Here is a 15903-nt window from a genome sequence, read left to right on the forward strand (position 1 = left end):
GAATATGATGGAAGAGCAATTAATACCAATTCAGTGGAAAGATGATGCTTTAGTTTTGTTAGATCAAACGTTATTACCGAATGAAATTGTTTATGAATCTTTTAAAACAGCTGAAAGTGTGTGGGATGCCATTCAAGTAATGAAAGTACGAGGTGCACCAGCGATTGGTGTTTCAGCAGCTTATGGAGTGTATTTAGGGATAAAGGAATTTGCTGAAGGTACGGAAGAAGGATTTATGGATGAAGTAAGAAAGGTATGTACATACTTGGCGACATCAAGACCGACTGCCGTAAATTTATTTTGGGCACTTGAAAGAATGGAAAGTGTAGCGACAGATAATATTCATTTATCAATCTCACAGCTGAAAAATAGATTACTAGAAGAGGCAAAAGAGATTCATAGAGAAGATGAAGAAATTAACCGTCAAATTGGAGAACATGCATTAACATTATTCCATGATGGAATGGGAGTATTAACACATTGTAATGCTGGTGCGTTAGCGACGACTAAGTATGGTACTGCGACGGCTCCAATGTACTTAGCGAAAGAAAAAGGATGGGACTTAAAAATCTTTTCGGATGAAACACGTCCAAGATTACAAGGGTCAACGTTAACGGCATTAGAACTACAGCGAGCGGGAATTGATGTTACTGTCATTACGGATAATATGGCGGCTATGGTCATGTCACAAGGGAAGATTGACGCTGTAATTGTTGGATGCGACCGTGTGGCAGCGAACGGTGATATAGCAAATAAAATTGGCACATTAGGCGTATCTATTTTAGCGAAATACTACAACATTCCGTTTTATGTAGCAGCGCCAACGCCGACAATTGATTTAAAGACATCGACAGGAAAAGAAATTCCGATTGAAGAAAGAGATGCTTCTGAAGTGATTAATCGCTTTGGACAATATTCAGCTCCGAAAGAAAGTAAAGTATATAATCCAGCATTTGATGTTACTCCACATGAAAATGTAACAGCGATTATTACAGAAAAAGGGATTGTAAAGGCACCGTTTACGGAGAATTTAAAAAAGCTATTTCAATAAGTAGATAAATATAAAAGTCAGTCATCATAAGCTTCATACTTAGGGGGATGTATATGTTATTACAAAAAGAAAGAGAAGAAATTGTAGCGTATGGAAAGAAAATGATTTCTAGTGGTTTAACAAAGGGGACGGGCGGTAATATTAGTATCTTTAATCGTGAACAAGGTCTTGTTGCGATTAGCCCAAGTGGTTTAGAGTATTATGAAACAAAGCCTGAAGATGTAGTTATATTAAACTTAGATGGTGAAGTAGTAGAAGGAGAGAGAAAACCATCAAGTGAATTAGATATGCACCTTATTTACTATAGGAAGCGTGAAGATATAAATGCGCTTGTGCATACACATTCTCCTTACGCGAAGACGATTGCATCATTAGGATGGGAGCTTCCTGCTGTGTCATATTTAATTGCTTTTGCAGGCCCGAATGTCCGTTGTGCGCCGTATGAAACATTTGGTACGAAGCAATTAGCGGATGCTGCTTTTGAAGGCATGATTGATCGTCGTGCTGTGCTACTTGCAAATCACGGTTTAATTGCTGGTGCAAATAATATAAAAATGGCGTTTACTGTTGCAGAAGAGATTGAGTTTTGTGCTCAAATTTATTATCAAACGAAAAGCGTCGGAGAACCGAAGCTTTTGCCAGAAGATGAGATGGAGAATTTGGCGAAGAAGTTTGAAGGGTATGGGCAGCAGTAGAATGAAACAAAAACACCCTCAAGAAAAGATCTTGAGGGTGTTTTTTACGCTTTTTTAAGTAACAAATACATAAAGTAAGGAGCCCCAATTAAAGCAACGACAATACCTGCTGGAATGCCATTAGGATCAACGATATTTCGTCCAATTGTATCTGCTAATAATAATAACCATCCGCCGATTAAAAGGGCGATAGGCATGAAGATTTGATGTCTTGGACCTACTAAAGATTTCGCGATATGAGGAGCCATTAATCCGATAAAGCTAATTCCTCCTGTTACGGAAACAGCTGCAGCTGCAAGTGCAACGGCTGCAACTAATAAGTACCTGCGTTCTTTTTCAATTTCAATTCCAACGCCGATTGCGACTGGTTCGTTTAATGCTAAGATGTTTAATCGATTTGCTTTATAGAAAATAAACGGAATTAATATGATTAACCATGGGAGCATTGCTAAAACGAAGATCCAGTCATCTCCCCAAATATTTCCGGCAATCCATTTTGAAATAAAGTCTACTTTCATACGATCCGCGGATGAAATAAGGACAATCATCGTTCCAGATAGTGCAAATGCAAAACCGATACCAGTTAATGTTAATCGTATTGGTTGAAGTCCAGTTGATTTACTATATGAAAATACGTAAATTAGAACAGCTGTCAGAAATGCTCCGATAAATCCAACTAAAGGTAGTAAGTAAAGAAATGAACCTACATCTATTGGAAAGTATAAGAAGAAAATAGCAACAGCAACACCGGCCCCAGAGTTAATACCAAGAATACCAGGTTCAGCTAAATCATTTCGGGTAATTCCTTGCAGAATAGCCCCTGATAAAGCGAGAGCCATACCAGCTAATAATGTAATGATAATTCTAGGTAGTCTTAAAGAGTATAAAACGAACTCCTCTTTAAAAGTCCCTTGCCCCATTAATGTTGGGAGTAGTCGATCATAAGATAAAGACGCTGAACCAAGTCCCATTCCAACTACAATGGTTGTGATGATTACTATAAGTAAAGCGAGTATAATGAGACGCTGTTTTCTTAAAATAGATTGCATCATGAGAATGTTTTTCCTCCTTTACGTACAATAAATAGGAAGAATGGTAATCCTACAATCGCGACAATTGCCGCAACTGGTGTTTCGTACGGAGCGTTAATAGTACGTCCGATTGTATCTGCAAGTAGCATAAAGGAAGCTCCAGTAATTGCTGACATCGGTATAACAAATCGGTAATCTGGACCGACAATTGGGCGTACCATGTGAGGTACCATTAAACCGATAAATGCCATATTTCCAACAAGCGCTACAGATGCACCTGCAAGTAAGATAATAATGATAAATAAAATAGTTTTAATAACAATAATTTTTTGACCTAGTCCAATAGCCACTTCCTCACTGAAACTAAGAACTGTCAATTTTTTTGCTAGTAAGATAGCGATAAAGATACTAATTGAAATGACTGGAATAATAATTTTTAATTGGCTCCAAGTTGTTCCAATTACGCCCCCAGCAGTCCAAAGTGATACATCTTGTGAAATTTTAAAGTAAATGCCAATTCCTTCTGAAATTGCGAGTAGAAATGCTGAAACTGCAGCGCCCGCTAATACAATTCGAAGAGGAGAAAGGCCGCCTTTTTTCACCATACCAATTCCAAATACCATAATTGCGCCAATTGCAGCACCGATAAAGCAAGCTAACGTTAAGTAAAGATAGCTGATGGAAGGATTGAAAGCAAGTGTTAGTGCAAGCGCAGCATTTGCTCCACCAGATAGCCCTAATAATCCAGGGTCCGCAAGTGGATTTCGTGTTAATCCTTGCATAATTGCTCCAGAAACGGCTAATCCAGCTCCTACAAAAATAGCAGCAACTTCACGTGGTAAACGTATTTCTCGAATAATAGATATTTTGTCTCCTTTAGCGGAGGAAGTGAGTGCTAACCATACATCTTTTATCGAAGTATCTGCAGCACCTAATACCATTGCAACCATAAAAATAAGAAAGAATGCAATTAAGCTTAAAATTAGTTTGTATGTAAAAGCTATAGAACGTGGATTATCATGATCTTTTGTCATTCGTTTCACATCTTTTCTGTTCATAGAATAAAGGAAGAGGAATTCTTAAATTAAGAATTCCTCATGTTTGTATTATTTACCAAGAAAGCTCTTCTTGAAGAAGTCTAGTTGGAAATCTAATGTAAGTGGATCATTGAAATAGAATTCCATCATGTTTGCTTCATATACACGATTATTTTTTACTGCTGGGATGTTTTTATATGATTCTGTCTCTTGGAATGAGTTATCAGTATCTTTGTTTTTACTTACGATTAAGTAATCACCAGCAAATTCAGGTAATACCTCAGTAGATAATGCGTAATAACCTTCTTTTAATGCTTTTTCTTTTACTTTTTCAGGCATTTTTAATTTCATTTCTTGGTACAGAATTTCTGTTCCGCGGCCCCAGTTCTCGCCGTATACATAAAGCTGTTTGTTGAAGTTTTCTACAACAGAAACTGTTGCATCTTCACCGATTTTTGCTTTAATTTCTTTACCAGCTTCTTGTGCACGTTTCTTGAAGTCATCAACCCAAGTTTTTGCTTCTTTTTCTTTGTTTAATAACTTACCAATTTCTAAATGCTGTGTTAAGTAATCAACTTTTCCGTAAGTGTATGTTACAGTAGGCGCGATTTTCTTTAACTTATCGACATTTTTAATATTTGATAAACCGATGATTAAATCTGGATTTAGTTCAGCGATTTTTTCAACATTTTCATCTGATACTTCAGCAACATCTTTAAGTTTGCTATCAAAACGTGGGTTTTGTTTAGACCATGAATCTACCCCAACAAGATTTACACCTAATGACATTACGTTACCAGCGAATGATGATAATACAACAACGCGTTTTGGATTTGCAGGAACTTCTACTTTTTTACCATCTTCAGATTGGTATGTAATTGTTTCTGATTTGCTACCTTTTGCATCGTTCTTTTTGTCTGTAGAGCCATTGCTACAAGCACTCATAACAAGAACGAAAAGAACTGTTAGTGAAATAAATAACTTTTTCATCGTCTTTCTCCTTTAACATAGATGATATGTGTATACAATAATTTGTTTAACTGCAATCTTTTTGAAAGAGTAGTGGTAAAGCAAAATGGTTTATTAAAAATCTTGAATATGAGATTTTATAATATAGTATTAACCATATTAATGAAAGAAGATGTAATCTCAAATTTGCTAATTATTAACAAAATGATAATGATTATCACTATTGATTCTTTAAATAATATAATTTTATATAGGTGTATTGTCAATAGTAATTTTGATTGTAAATTTTGCGGAAACAGGTTATATTTTATTGAGAATGATAATCAATGATTAATAGCTGAGGAGTGAGCACGAATGAATCGAGAAGAATTGTTTGATGTAACCGTGATAGGCGGAGGACCTGCAGGGCTTTATTCAGCTTTTTATAGTGGACTCAGAGAAATGAAAACAAAAATAATAGAATTTCAACCACATTTAGGTGGAAAAATACATGTGTATCCGGAAAAAATGATTTGGGATGTAGGAGGACTATTGCCAGTTACAGGTGATAAGTTAATTGAACAACTTGTACAGCAAGGGTTAACATTTAAGCCGGAAGTTGTATTAGATACAAAAGTAGAATCGATTATTCGTAATCAAGATGGTACTTTTACATTAAAAACAAGTACTAGTGAAGAACACTTTTCAAAAACAGTTATCGTCGCAACAGGAAGTGGTATATTGAAACCGCAAAAGTTATCTATTGAAGGTGCTGAGCGATTTGAAGTATCGAATTTAAATTATACAGTTAAATCTTTAAAGCGTTTCAAAGGTAAAACAGTTATTATTTCCGGTGGAGGCAATTCTGCTGTTGATTGGGCAAATGAATTGGAACCAATTGCGAAAAAAGTGTATGTAACCTATAGAAAAGAAGAATTATCTGGTCATGAAGCACAAGTAAAACAACTTATGAACAGCTCAGCGGAGTGTTTCTTTAATACATCGATTACAAAATTAATTGCTGGTGATAATCATGAAGCGATCGAATATGTAGAATTAACAAATCATGAAACAGGTGAGGTTTCTCACTTACCTATTGATGAAGTTATTATTAATCATGGATATGAACGCGACATTACATTATTAGAAAATAGTGAGTTAGACGTTGCAATTATAGATAATTATTATATTGCAGGTAATGCAAATAGTGAGTCTTCAGTAGATGGATTATATGCTGCTGGAGATATTTTAAAGCACGAAGGGAAACTACACTTAATTGCAGGTGCATTCCAAGATGCTGGAAATGCTGTGAATAAAGCAAAACAATTTATCCAACCAGATGCAAGTGAGTACGGAATGGTTTCTTCTCATAATGAAGTATTTAAGAAGAGAAATCGCGAACTGATTAAGCAGATGATGAAATAATAAGGAACAAGTATACCCCCACGTATTTCTCTATTCAAGTGAATGAGAGATGTACGTGGGGGTTTTCCTGTTTATTATATTTTCTATCATTATAATGACACCGGTTTCATCAGTTCATATGATATGAACATTTTATTGGTAAAGCATCCTAGAAAACAATTTAGCTATGTTTTGCTTACGCAGAACATGGCTAAATTACGCTGTCCCTTTAGCGCGTTTATTAGGAAATGGCATATTTAGTATAGAAGCAATATACTGTTTTCCGTGTTTTCGAGCCAATGATTCTAATATTTGACGGACGCGTTTTGTAAGATGACCTTGTTTTTGGATGGCTTCACAATATGCGTCATAGAAGGCATATTTAGCCCAAAGGAAATCATCTTGTTGGAATAAGAAATGATTTTTGTACCATTCACCAATTGTATGATAACAATTGTTTTCATGTATTGCTGTGCTTTGAGAAAGAAAACGATCAGATAAAGATACATTCAAATGAGAAATTGTGTTTTCTGTTTCAACTTGTAGTGTTTTTTCTAACATTGTAATGATGTGACGAGTAGCCATATGTTAACTCTCCTTTGTGTAAATGGGTAATACCATTCTATATTTAAAAAATTCTTACTATATAATACTATACAATATATGGAATGCATCTACCTGCTTTTTGAACTGCATTTACAAAATCTTTTTTATTTGTTTACAAAAATAAAGTAAGATACAGTATAGATGAAAAAATAATAAAGGAATGAACGCATTGTATATAACAGTAGAAGAGACTGCGGAGTATTTGAATTTACCAAAATCGTATATTGAAGAGTTAATTCAGCAAAAGAAAATTCGTGCGCTATTCGATGGAGAGCAATATTTAGTAAATAAAGAACAATTTAATACACATTTAGAACAAATGGAGAAATATAAGCAATTAGTGGAAGAAATATTGAACGAACCAATTCCAGAAGATATGGATGTTAAAGACGAAGATTAAACTATGGAAAATCCCTTATGAAGATATGCAGAAATGTATATTCATAAGGGATTTTTTGTTTGAAGATATCAAAAACATAAGGAGTTCTTAGCCTTTCTTCAAATTTTGATAGGTAGTAGTCTACCATGTTAAAAGCATATTTTTTTCTAGCTAGGACAAACATAGAGAACGTAACCTGTACAGATACATATACTATCAGTGCAAAAGCTTATAAATTAATGGAAGGGGTTTTCTCGTGAGTTTATTTCATTGTGATTTTCTGAAAGACTTAATTGGATCTTTTGTGAGAGTAAACAGGGGTGGTCCAGAATCTCAAAAAGGGACAATAGTCGCTGTATGTTCGGATTACTTTGTATTAAAGAATGAAAAAGGAGAGCTCTATTACTATCAGATTCGTCATCTGAAAAGTGTTACAAAAAATGCGAAAGATTGTAAAGCAGATGATTGTAGATGGTTGGAATGTGAAGAGGACTTTGAAAAGTTACTTCAAAGCTTCAAATATTGCTGGGTGAAAATTAATCGTGGTGGCCCAGAGAAAGTTGAAGGTATTTTACAAGATGTTTCTTGTGAATTTGTGACACTAATTGTAAAAGAAGAAGTTATATTAGTTGCAGTATCTCATATTAAGAGTGTAACAGTACCTTGTAGAGAGAGCGAAGAAAGCGAAAGTGAAAGCGAAAGTGAAAGTGATAATTCGGGTCGAGCTCGAGCACAAAGACAGTCAAGAAGAGGAAGATAATAAGAAAGGGGGATACAAATTTGGAAAGTGTATTATGTTGTGAGCAAATTAAAGGCTTAGTCGGTGAGACTGTAAAAGTAAATCTTCGTGGACCAGAGAGTCGAGTGGGGGTACTTGTATCGTTAGGAAGAGATTACCTTACATTACAACTTCCTCTTGGTGAATTAGTATATTACCAATTGAAACATGTGAAGAGTCTAGTTAAGAAAGTGAAAGAAAGTAAATGTGGCGATGGCTATGTTTCATGTTTCTGCTCTGATGATGATACTTTCGTCGATGTATTACGTGACTTGAAGTATAAGTGGGTAAAGATTAATCGTGGTGGCCCAGAGTGTGTGGAAGGATTATTAAGTGAAGTGCATGAAGAATGTATTACACTAGTAAACGGCGACGAAGTCATTTATATCATTAATTATCATATTAAGAGTGTGAGTCAAGTAGTGAAATGTAAAAAGAATGAAGATGAATAATGTTTAATAAATAAGAGGGGCATTATGAGGGAAAGAGAAGAACAATTTCTTATTTCGATAGTATGAAAAGGAATTACTTACTATTAAGACAAAACATTGCCCTGATTATTTTTTTGGAAACGGAAGATAGGAAAGTTGAAATTCATAGGAAGGAGGATATATATGAATGAGTTAAACAAAAGTATTGGGGAAAATATATATGTTAAATTAATCGGTGAAAAAAGATTTAAAGGTGTATTAATAGACGTAGGAAATGACATTATTGTTCTTTACAATGGACAAGACTATGTATATATATCTTTATATCATGTACAATACTATAAATTTTTAAGACCACATGACGAAGACATACTAAAACCAGATGTTGATTCTGTAATTAAGAGGGAATCCCCTTCAATTTCTTTGAGAAAAGTATTAAGTACTTCTAAAGGGATTTTTACAGAAGTTTATGTAGCAGGAAATGCTCCAATACATGGTTATGTTACAAGTGTGATGAACGACTATATTGTTTTTTATAGTCCAGTTTATAAAACGGTATATATATCTTTAAAGCATTTAAAATGGTTAATTCCGTATAAAGAAAACCAAGTACCGTATGCCCTCAATAAAAATGAACTCCCCGTAAATCCGTTAAATATTACATTAGCTAGAACATTTGAAGAACAGCTTATTAAAATGACTGGGAAAATTATGGTGTTTGATTTAGGTGAGGAGTCCAATAAAATTGGAAAAATGGCGAAAATTGATGAAGGTCATATTGAAATATCAAAAGCACGTGATGCAAAAATGTATGTGAATATTCAACATGTAAAATCCGTCCATTGTCCGTAGATTAGTTGGAAGGGCTGACTTTTTCTTTTATATGCAGAAGAAAAGGTCGAGCCTATTTGTTTTAGTTTAATTTGAAGATGAGGGGAAAAATGAATTGAATATAAACATAGTATAGTGTGATTTTTTAAAAGGTAACTTTACACTAACTTATAAAAATTGTGTACGAGCTATCTTTTTATGTATTCAATTTATTTTTTGAGGAGGAGCTGCTCAACTAATTTATTAAAGGGGTTTTGTTTGTGGAGCAGTTTCCTAATTCTTTATCAATTACATTGCTTGGTAGTGCTGGTGGAGCAGCAAAAGCAGTTTTAGCAATTTTAAATCAAGCGATAGCAAATGAAAAAGATCCAATTTATGAAGTATTAAAGAATGCCAAATTTCATTTGGTGGATATAAAACAAAAAGATAGGACTTATTATGATGAGTTGTTTTCGAATCTGAAAGGTCAATTATATTTATATGAAATAAACCTTCAAAATGTAGTGGAATTTAAAAAGCATTTAAAAGAAAAAAGAACGAGTGTTGTGATTGATGTTTCAGGGGCAGATACGATTAGAGTATTAAGCTGCTGTAATGAACTAGGAATTTGTTATATTAATTCAGCCTTGGAAAATGAGGCAGTAGATCAGGACGATAGCTTAATCGGCTTTCAGCTTACGGAAAGATATACAAGGTTTGAGAAGGAGAAAGAGAAATTTACAAATACAAAAGCGATTATAGGTTCCGGTATGAATCCAGGTGTTGTTCAATGGATGGCTGTTGAGCTTATGAAGGAACAACCAAATGAAAGGCCAAGAGCATGTTATATTGTAGAACATGACACATCATTTTTGAATGATACAGCACTTATAAAGCCACATACACTTTATGCTTCCTGGGCAGTAGAGCGATTTTTAGATGAAGCGATCTGGAGTTATCCGATGTATATGAGTCATCATCGTCCTCTTTACTTTTATGAAGATGTATATGCTTCAGAGTATAAAGTGAAGTTAGGAGAAAAAGAATTCTATGGTTGTTTAATGCCACATGAGGAAGTATTAATTTTAGGGAAAAATTTCAATATGGAAGTTGGTTTTCTTTACCGAATTAATGAGTATACAACAAATATAATTAGACAGAACTTAGATCAAGTAGAAGATTTATGGAACTGGAATCGTAAAGTGTTTAATCCAGCGGAAGAAGAGGTTGCTGGAGAGGACTTGGTCGGTGTGTTACTCGTTTATGAAAATAGTGAGACATATATGTATAATGTGATGAATAGTAGCCAAGTTTTTCGTAAATATAAAACGAATGCAACGTATTTTCAGGTAGGGTGCGGGATTTATGCGGGCTTGTCCAGTTTACTTTTAGATCAATTTGAACAAGGTGTTTATTACGTCGAGGAGCTGTTATTAAATACAGAAAGTAAGTACGGTGAGTATTTAAATCTATATATGAAGGATTTTGTAATGGGGCATAATAATTTTACGGATGGATTGTTACATGACAGGGTAAGATGGATGTAAGTTGTTACCAAAAGGAAGGAGAAATCTCCTTCCTTTCATTATTATAAGGTTAAATATTGCCCTGAAAGCAATTTCATACTTATACTTTAAGGAGATAACAATGAAAGTTTTTTGTATCGATCAAGGGGAGTTTTTATATGAATAAATACAAGAGCTTGATTTATGAAGAAAGAAGAGCCTTAAAGGTATTTATATTATTATTTTATATTATATTCTTTTTATATGACGCTATATATTATTTTGTATATCCTGCTATGAATATTAGTGGAACAGCGGTAGGTTGGCCAGAAGGTGGTCTTGGGATAGGTGTGCCTATATTTGTAATAGCATTATTTCCTATTTCTATATATCTTCAAAAAAGAGGGTATGTATATTCTGTAAAATATTTATTTTTATTTGGGTACATGTTTATCAATCTTGTGAATAATTTAATGATTTATTTGCGAACGGATAGACCTTTTGAACATGGCAGTATGGTAGAAATGTTATTAATTTTATTTGCCCCAGTTTTCGTGAATAAAAAATACTTTTATTTAGTGTCCTTTAGTGTAATTGGAAAGTACGTATTTTTCACATTGCTATTACAAGATTTAAAAGTGATAATTCCACTTGTTTTATGTGTATTTTATTTCATTATTTCACATTCTTTATTAAAACGATTTCAATCTTATGTAAGAACAGTGGTTGAAATGATGAACAATATGAAAGAGACGGAAAATTTAGCTGTGATTGGGACTATGTCTACAACAATTGCCCATGAAATTCGAAATCCGTTAACAGCGTTAAAAGGGTTTACACAAATGCAAAAAGAAAGAAATCCAACTGATACGATGAGCTACGACATTATGCTACAAGAAATTGAAAGAGTCAATGGATTTGTTAGTGAATTGATGTTGTTAGGAAAACCAAAGCCAACAAATTATGAAAGGTGTAATATACGAGACATCCTTCTATATGTTGTGCATCTAATGGAAAGTTATGCAACGCAATATAGAGTTAAATGTCATTTACAAGTAGATGGGAATTTACCGGCTATAAACGGTGATGACAAGCAATTAAAACAAGTGTTATTAAATATCATTAAAAATGGAATAGAATCAATGCCAGAGGGGGGAGAAATTCATATTCGTGCATATCAAAAAACGCAAGGACATTTGTGTATTTCTGTTGAAGACCAAGGATTTGGTATAGAGAATGAGAAGTTAGAAAAAATCGGCAAGGCGTTTTACACAACAAAGGAGACTGGTACAGGACTTGGGTTAATGATTACATATAAAATTATTAAGGAACATCAAGGGAGTATCACGATCCAAAGTAGTGTAGGAGTAGGAACGAAAGTAGAAATTTTTTTGCCGACCTTTTAATGTATTGGGAGAAAAGATTTTTCAGAAAAGTGTTCTTGTTGTGTAAATATAAACATTTTATAAAATGTTTCAAGAAGGGTTTTTTTTATAAAATACTTCGTTTATAATGGAGGAAAATATCGACATGAGATTGATTGCTCATGTAGCGGTTCAGTAGTGTTATGAAAAGATAAGAAGGGGTGCACACGCATCCTTTTTTCTATGCAGATATTATGAAAGAGGTGGTATGATGGAATTAACATTAAATTCGACTGTATGTTTACACACGATTCAATTTCGAAAAGAGCAAAAGAATTATATTGTAAAAGATACAATTACAGGAGAAAAATATGAAATGCCGCCACTTTGGATTGATGCATTGGCAATGATGCGTGACGGTTTTTTATTGGGGGAAATTGAGGAGAAATTAAAAGAAGAGTATCCATCCGAAGAAGTGAATATGTTAGCATTCACGAGGCAACTGTTAGAACTAGAACTTGTTGAAATGGTAGATGGAGAAGAGATAGCTTGCACAAAGAAGAAAGAGATAGATTGTTTAGCTTGGGTGCGTCCCCGTGTGGAACAATTCTTTCTTAATTTAAATAGAAAATATAGAAGCAAAGACCAATAGTGGCCTTTGCTTTTTTTATAGGCTGTGTTTAAAAAATAACAGCAAATGCTCTTGCGAAAGCACCGTCACTATTTTTAATTTTTAAAGGTGCTGCTGAGAAAAAGAAACGTTTTGTTTCGATAGCATCTAGATTTGTTAAGTTTTCAATTAAGTAAATATTATTCCCTAGTAATATGTGATGAATCGGTGATGTTTCTGTTGTGACTTCATCAGGAGAAATGAAATCTAAACCGATAGATTTTACTTTTAATTGCACTAGTTCTTTAGCTAATTCTTCAGAAAGATAAAATGCTTCCTTCTCATAAGCTTCTGTATTCCATTTGGTGGATAGATTAGAATGAAAAATAACAATATCACCTTCTTTTATGTCAGTATTATGCAATACTGCCTTAGGTAATTTTCGCTCTTGAATATGTGTTACATCTATAAGAACAGCTTCACCTACAAATTGATCCAGCGGTAATTGATCGATGGTCGTTGCGCCTGAAATAAAATGCGCAGGAGCATCACAATGCGTGCCAACATGAACGACAGAATGAAAATCTGTAACTTGATAGCCTGATTCTTCAACACTTGTAACAGCTTCTAGTTGTATTTTAGGTGTTCCAGGAAATTGAGACATATTATTTTCAAATGTTTGTGATAAATCAATTACTTTCATTTTACATACCTCCAATATATGTTTTTCAAATAATAAAAAGCTCATCCTTCAGTATCAAGAAAGATGAGCTTTACATGCTAGTTGAGTTTTATCTTCCAAAATGCAATGCATTTTGCAGGAATTAGCACCTATTCAGTTTGTATAAACTGAGGTTGCTGGGCTTCAAAGGGCCGGTCCCTCTGCCTCTCTTGATAAAGAAGTATTCAGTTTTTTAAAATCGGAATTTTCCGATAGTTAAATTGTAATTCATTTCCTTTTTGTGTGCAATACAAAATAGGTATTCACCCAAATAAAGCCGCTCGCATATTGTAGCTTATGTAAATAGAATGCTGCGAAGGAGTGAGTGCAGTGACAGGAAATGTATTGAATTATTATGCTGGTGGTAATACAGCTAGGGGATTTCACAATTTATACGAAGAGAATTTAAAAGGATTAGACAGATTATTTATCTTAAAGGGTGGCCCAGGAACGGGAAAATCTTCTTTAATAAAGGCAATAGGTCGTGAATGGGTTGGAAAAGGATATGATATTGAATTTTTACATTGTTCTTCTGACAATAAATCGGTTGATGGTGTAATCATCCCACAATTAAAAGTAGGAATTGTTGATGGGACATCACCGCATGTTATTGAGCCAAAAATGCCAGGAGTTGTTGAAGAGTATATAAATTTAGGAATTGCTTGGGACTCAGATAAACTAAGAAAGCAGAAGTTAGAAATTGAAAGATTTGTTTCAGAAGCAAGCAAAGCTTTTCAGTCTGCTTACGCACGTTTTAAAGAGGCATTGGTTATACATGATGAGTGGGAGAAGATATATATTGATAATATAGATTTTAATAAAGCAAATGAACTAACCGATCAGCTAATCCAGAAATTATTTGCAGATAAAAGCGGGAGACAATCGCTTGTAAAACATCGTTTTTTAGGAGCTGCTACACCGAAAGGAGCAGTTGATTTTGTCCCTAATTTAACAGAAGGGTTACCACATCGTTATTTTATAAAAGGGCGCCCAGGTTCTGGAAAATCAACGATGCTCAAAAAGTTAGCTAAGGCAGCTGAAGAAAAAGGGTTTGAAGTTGAAGTATATCATTGCGGATTTGACCCGAATAGTCTTGATATGGTTATCGTAAGAGAATTAGGTTTTGCAATTTTTGATAGCACCGCACCACATGAATATTTTCCAAGTCGCGAGGGTGATGAAATTATTGATATGTATGCCCTTATTGTTACGCCAGGGACGGATGAGAAATATGCGAAGGAAATTCGTGATGTTTCCATTCAATATAAAGCAAAAATGAATGAGGCGATGTCTTTCTTAGCGAAAGCAAAATCGATTCGTGATAAATTAGAACGAATTTATATTGCTGCTATGGATTTTTCAATAGTAGATGCATATAAAGAGGAGATTCAAAAAGAGTTTGAACGAATTGCTGCTACTGTAATTGAAAAGCAACAATAGACGTTTCATTAGGCTGTCAGTAATTTCTGACAGTTTTTTTAGTATGTAGTAAAATTAATAGTGTATTGTCGAATTTCCAAGGAAATAATCAAAAAATGGAGATGTTATGAAATGAGAGAGAAAATCGATTTGGAGTTAGAAAGAATTGAAAAAGAGAATGATGTAAAAATTTTATTTGCGGTGGAATCAGGGAGTCGTGCTTGGGGGTTTCCATCGAAAGATAGCGATTATGATGTTAGGTTTGTTTATATACATCCGGTAGAATGGTATTTATCAATTCATGACAAACGAGATGTAATTGAATATCCAATTAGTGATGATTTAGATATAAGTGGTTGGGATATTAAAAAGGCGTTGCAACTATTCGCGGAGTCGAATCCAGCTTTACTTGAGTGGATTCGATCACCAATTTTTTATTCGAAAAACTCTAATTTTCCAGAACTACTTCAACAGATGAGTGAGAAGAATTTTGATCCAAAAGCAACGATATATCATTATTTACATATGGCGTCGAAAAATTATCGTGAATTTTTGCAAGGTGAGAATGTAAAGCTGAAAAAGTACTTTTATGTATTACGTCCTATTTTAGCTTGTAAGTGGCTAGAAGAGAAAGCAGCTTTACCACCTGTAGAATTTGATCGATTGATTACAGAATTACCATTAGAACGTAGTGTATTAGATGAGATTGAAAAGTTGTTAATAAAGAAAAAAGCAGGTACTGAATTAGATGTTGGATTGAAAATTAAGGTGCTAAATCAATTTTTAGAAGAACAAATTCATTACTATCAGCAATATGTAAAAGGAATTGAAAAGGGATCAGGGATTGATATTGAAATTTTAAATACACTATTTCGAGACATGCTGTTTGAAGCATATGAAAAAGAGCACAAGTAATGAAGTGACCCCTAAAAGTTAGACACGGTTATTTCATTAGGCAGCTTGATAAAAGTGAGTCCGGTATTGTACCGGGCTCATTTTTAATTTTGCCTTAATCCGTTTCGTATTATAATAATCTATATATTTTTCTAATTCTATTTTAAAGTGCTCTACATTTTCAAATTCTTTTATGTAGAGGAACTCCGACTTCATAATC

18 protein-coding genes and 1 riboswitch are annotated in these 15903 nt (G+C 34.0%); of the genes, 12 read left to right on the forward strand and 6 right to left on the reverse strand.

The annotated features are described in order from the left end of the window. Positions 1-4 precede the first annotated feature (4 nt). Both mtnA and ACTJJY_RS24175 read left to right on the forward strand, forming a co-directional pair. The gene (gene mtnA, locus ACTJJY_RS24170; protein ID WP_001998967.1) at positions 5-1051 is read left to right on the forward strand and encodes an S-methyl-5-thioribose-1-phosphate isomerase; all 1047 of its coding nucleotides are present in this window, start codon (positions 5-7) and stop codon (positions 1049-1051) included. Positions 1052-1104: 53 nt separating this feature from the next. Continuing rightward, positions 1105-1746: an L-fuculose-phosphate aldolase gene (locus ACTJJY_RS24175; RefSeq protein ID WP_000926555.1), complete on the forward strand. Its 642-nt coding sequence runs from the start codon at positions 1105-1107 to the stop codon at positions 1744-1746. A gap of 44 nt (positions 1747-1790) precedes the next feature. On the opposite strand, the gene ACTJJY_RS24180 is transcribed toward ACTJJY_RS24175, so the two are convergent. Genes ACTJJY_RS24180 through ACTJJY_RS24190 form a run of 3 tightly spaced genes read right to left on the reverse strand, consistent with a single transcriptional unit; the run spans position 1791 to position 4804 of the window. Further along, positions 1791-2798: a FecCD family ABC transporter permease gene (locus ACTJJY_RS24180; protein WP_440606745.1), complete on the reverse strand. Its 1008-nt coding sequence runs from the start codon at positions 2796-2798 to the stop codon at positions 1791-1793. Next, positions 2795-3835: a FecCD family ABC transporter permease gene (locus ACTJJY_RS24185; RefSeq protein WP_140157275.1), complete on the reverse strand. Its 1041-nt coding sequence runs from the start codon at positions 3833-3835 to the stop codon at positions 2795-2797. Before ACTJJY_RS24185 ends, ACTJJY_RS24180 begins: the two co-directional genes overlap by 4 nt. A 48-nt stretch (positions 3836-3883) precedes the next feature. Further along, on the reverse strand, positions 3884-4804 hold the full coding sequence (locus tag ACTJJY_RS24190; RefSeq protein WP_440606746.1) for an iron-hydroxamate ABC transporter substrate-binding protein: 921 nt from the start codon (positions 4802-4804) through the stop codon (positions 3884-3886). A gap of 333 nt (positions 4805-5137) precedes the next feature. Here ACTJJY_RS24190 and ACTJJY_RS24195 point away from each other — a divergent pair, with 333 nt between their 5' ends. Next, on the forward strand, positions 5138-6187 hold the full coding sequence (locus ACTJJY_RS24195; protein ID WP_440606747.1) for an NAD(P)/FAD-dependent oxidoreductase: 1050 nt from the start codon (positions 5138-5140) through the stop codon (positions 6185-6187). Between the two features lie 195 nt (positions 6188-6382). On the opposite strand, the gene ACTJJY_RS24200 is transcribed toward ACTJJY_RS24195, so the two are convergent. Beyond that, positions 6383-6751 carry a hypothetical protein gene (locus tag ACTJJY_RS24200; RefSeq protein ID WP_000235476.1) on the reverse strand — a complete coding sequence of 123 codons (369 nt, stop codon included), beginning with the start codon at positions 6749-6751 and terminating at the stop codon, positions 6383-6385. A gap of 181 nt (positions 6752-6932) precedes the next feature. Between ACTJJY_RS24200 and ACTJJY_RS24205 the strand changes: the two genes are divergently transcribed. The 7 genes from ACTJJY_RS24205 to ACTJJY_RS24235 all read left to right on the forward strand — a co-directional run bounded on the left by ACTJJY_RS24205 (position 6933) and on the right by ACTJJY_RS24235 (position 12691). After that, the gene (locus tag ACTJJY_RS24205) at positions 6933-7172 is read left to right on the forward strand and encodes a helix-turn-helix domain-containing protein (protein WP_001998970.1); all 240 of its coding nucleotides are present in this window, start codon (positions 6933-6935) and stop codon (positions 7170-7172) included. Between the two features lie 235 nt (positions 7173-7407). Then, complete coding sequence (locus ACTJJY_RS24210) at positions 7408-7911, forward strand: spore coat protein (RefSeq protein WP_440606748.1); 504 nt, start codon at positions 7408-7410, stop codon at positions 7909-7911. Between the two features lie 20 nt (positions 7912-7931). Then, the gene (locus tag ACTJJY_RS24215) at positions 7932-8381 is read left to right on the forward strand and encodes a spore coat protein (protein WP_327642814.1); all 450 of its coding nucleotides are present in this window, start codon (positions 7932-7934) and stop codon (positions 8379-8381) included. A gap of 162 nt (positions 8382-8543) precedes the next feature. Next, a complete protein-coding gene (locus ACTJJY_RS24220; protein ID WP_089170326.1) occupies positions 8544-9212 on the forward strand; it encodes a DUF2642 domain-containing protein in 669 nt (222 codons plus the stop codon). Positions 9213-9451: 239 nt separating this feature from the next. Then, a complete protein-coding gene (locus ACTJJY_RS24225; RefSeq protein ID WP_440606749.1) occupies positions 9452-10717 on the forward strand; it encodes an S-adenosylmethionine decarboxylase related protein in 1266 nt (421 codons plus the stop codon). A gap of 137 nt (positions 10718-10854) precedes the next feature. After that, a complete protein-coding gene (locus ACTJJY_RS24230) occupies positions 10855-12081 on the forward strand; it encodes an ATP-binding protein (protein WP_088362555.1) in 1227 nt (408 codons plus the stop codon). 229 nt (positions 12082-12310) lie between these two features. After that, entirely contained in the window at positions 12311-12691 is a 381-nt protein-coding gene (locus ACTJJY_RS24235; RefSeq protein WP_000424116.1) for a hypothetical protein, read from the forward strand. 28 nt (positions 12692-12719) lie between these two features. Here the strand turns inward: ACTJJY_RS24235 and ACTJJY_RS24240 are convergent, their stop codons facing one another. Then, positions 12720-13352, reverse strand: coding sequence for a cyclase family protein (locus tag ACTJJY_RS24240; protein ID WP_440606750.1), 633 nt, complete (start codon positions 13350-13352; stop codon positions 12720-12722). An 85-nt stretch (positions 13353-13437) separates the two neighbouring features. Next, positions 13438-13550, reverse strand: a riboswitch (SAM riboswitch). 150 nt (positions 13551-13700) lie between these two features. Between ACTJJY_RS24240 and ACTJJY_RS24245 the strand changes: the two genes are divergently transcribed. Together ACTJJY_RS24245 and ACTJJY_RS24250 are read left to right on the forward strand one after the other, a co-directional pair. Next, entirely contained in the window at positions 13701-14810 is a 1110-nt protein-coding gene (locus ACTJJY_RS24245; RefSeq protein ID WP_000147486.1) for a PRK06851 family protein, read from the forward strand. A gap of 111 nt (positions 14811-14921) precedes the next feature. Further along, positions 14922-15704 (forward strand): nucleotidyltransferase domain-containing protein, encoded by a 783-nt coding sequence (locus ACTJJY_RS24250; RefSeq protein ID WP_440606751.1) that lies wholly within the window; start codon positions 14922-14924, stop codon positions 15702-15704. A 36-nt stretch (positions 15705-15740) separates the two neighbouring features. Here ACTJJY_RS24250 and ACTJJY_RS24255 read toward each other — a convergent pair. After that, positions 15741-15903, reverse strand: a 163-nt coding sequence (locus tag ACTJJY_RS24255) for an IS3 family transposase (protein WP_229178092.1), incomplete at its 5' end; no start/stop codon positions are given.

The sequence above is a fragment of the Bacillus sp. 22475 genome (genome assembly GCF_052044835.1).
In the GTDB taxonomy this organism is placed as follows: Bacteria; Bacillota; Bacilli; order Bacillales; family Bacillaceae_G; genus Bacillus_A; species Bacillus_A cereus.

Coding starts and splice junctions, on each gene's coding strand:
- ACTJJY_RS24205 (WP_001998970.1), top strand. CDS start 6,933: ATGAACGCATTGTATATAACAGTAGAAGAGACTGCGGAGTATTTGAAT.
- mtnA (WP_001998967.1), top strand. CDS start 5: ATGATGGAAGAGCAATTAATACCAATTCAGTGGAAAGATGATGCTTTA.
- ACTJJY_RS24235 (WP_000424116.1), top strand. CDS start 12,311: ATGGAATTAACATTAAATTCGACTGTATGTTTACACACGATTCAATTT.
- ACTJJY_RS24200 (WP_000235476.1), bottom strand. CDS start 6,751: ATGGCTACTCGTCACATCATTACAATGTTAGAAAAAACACTACAAGTT.
- ACTJJY_RS24190 (WP_440606746.1), bottom strand. CDS start 4,804: ATGAAAAAGTTATTTATTTCACTAACAGTTCTTTTCGTTCTTGTTATG.
- ACTJJY_RS24195 (WP_440606747.1), top strand. CDS start 5,138: ATGAATCGAGAAGAATTGTTTGATGTAACCGTGATAGGCGGAGGACCT.
- ACTJJY_RS24240 (WP_440606750.1), bottom strand. CDS start 13,352: ATGAAAGTAATTGATTTATCACAAACATTTGAAAATAATATGTCTCAA.
- ACTJJY_RS24230 (WP_088362555.1), top strand. CDS start 10,855: ATGAATAAATACAAGAGCTTGATTTATGAAGAAAGAAGAGCCTTAAAG.
- ACTJJY_RS24220 (WP_089170326.1), top strand. CDS start 8,544: ATGAATGAGTTAAACAAAAGTATTGGGGAAAATATATATGTTAAATTA.
- ACTJJY_RS24250 (WP_440606751.1), top strand. CDS start 14,922: ATGAGAGAGAAAATCGATTTGGAGTTAGAAAGAATTGAAAAAGAGAAT.
- ACTJJY_RS24185 (WP_140157275.1), bottom strand. CDS start 3,835: ATGAACAGAAAAGATGTGAAACGAATGACAAAAGATCATGATAATCCA.
- ACTJJY_RS24180 (WP_440606745.1), bottom strand. CDS start 2,798: ATGATGCAATCTATTTTAAGAAAACAGCGTCTCATTATACTCGCTTTA.
- ACTJJY_RS24175 (WP_000926555.1), top strand. CDS start 1,105: ATGTTATTACAAAAAGAAAGAGAAGAAATTGTAGCGTATGGAAAGAAA.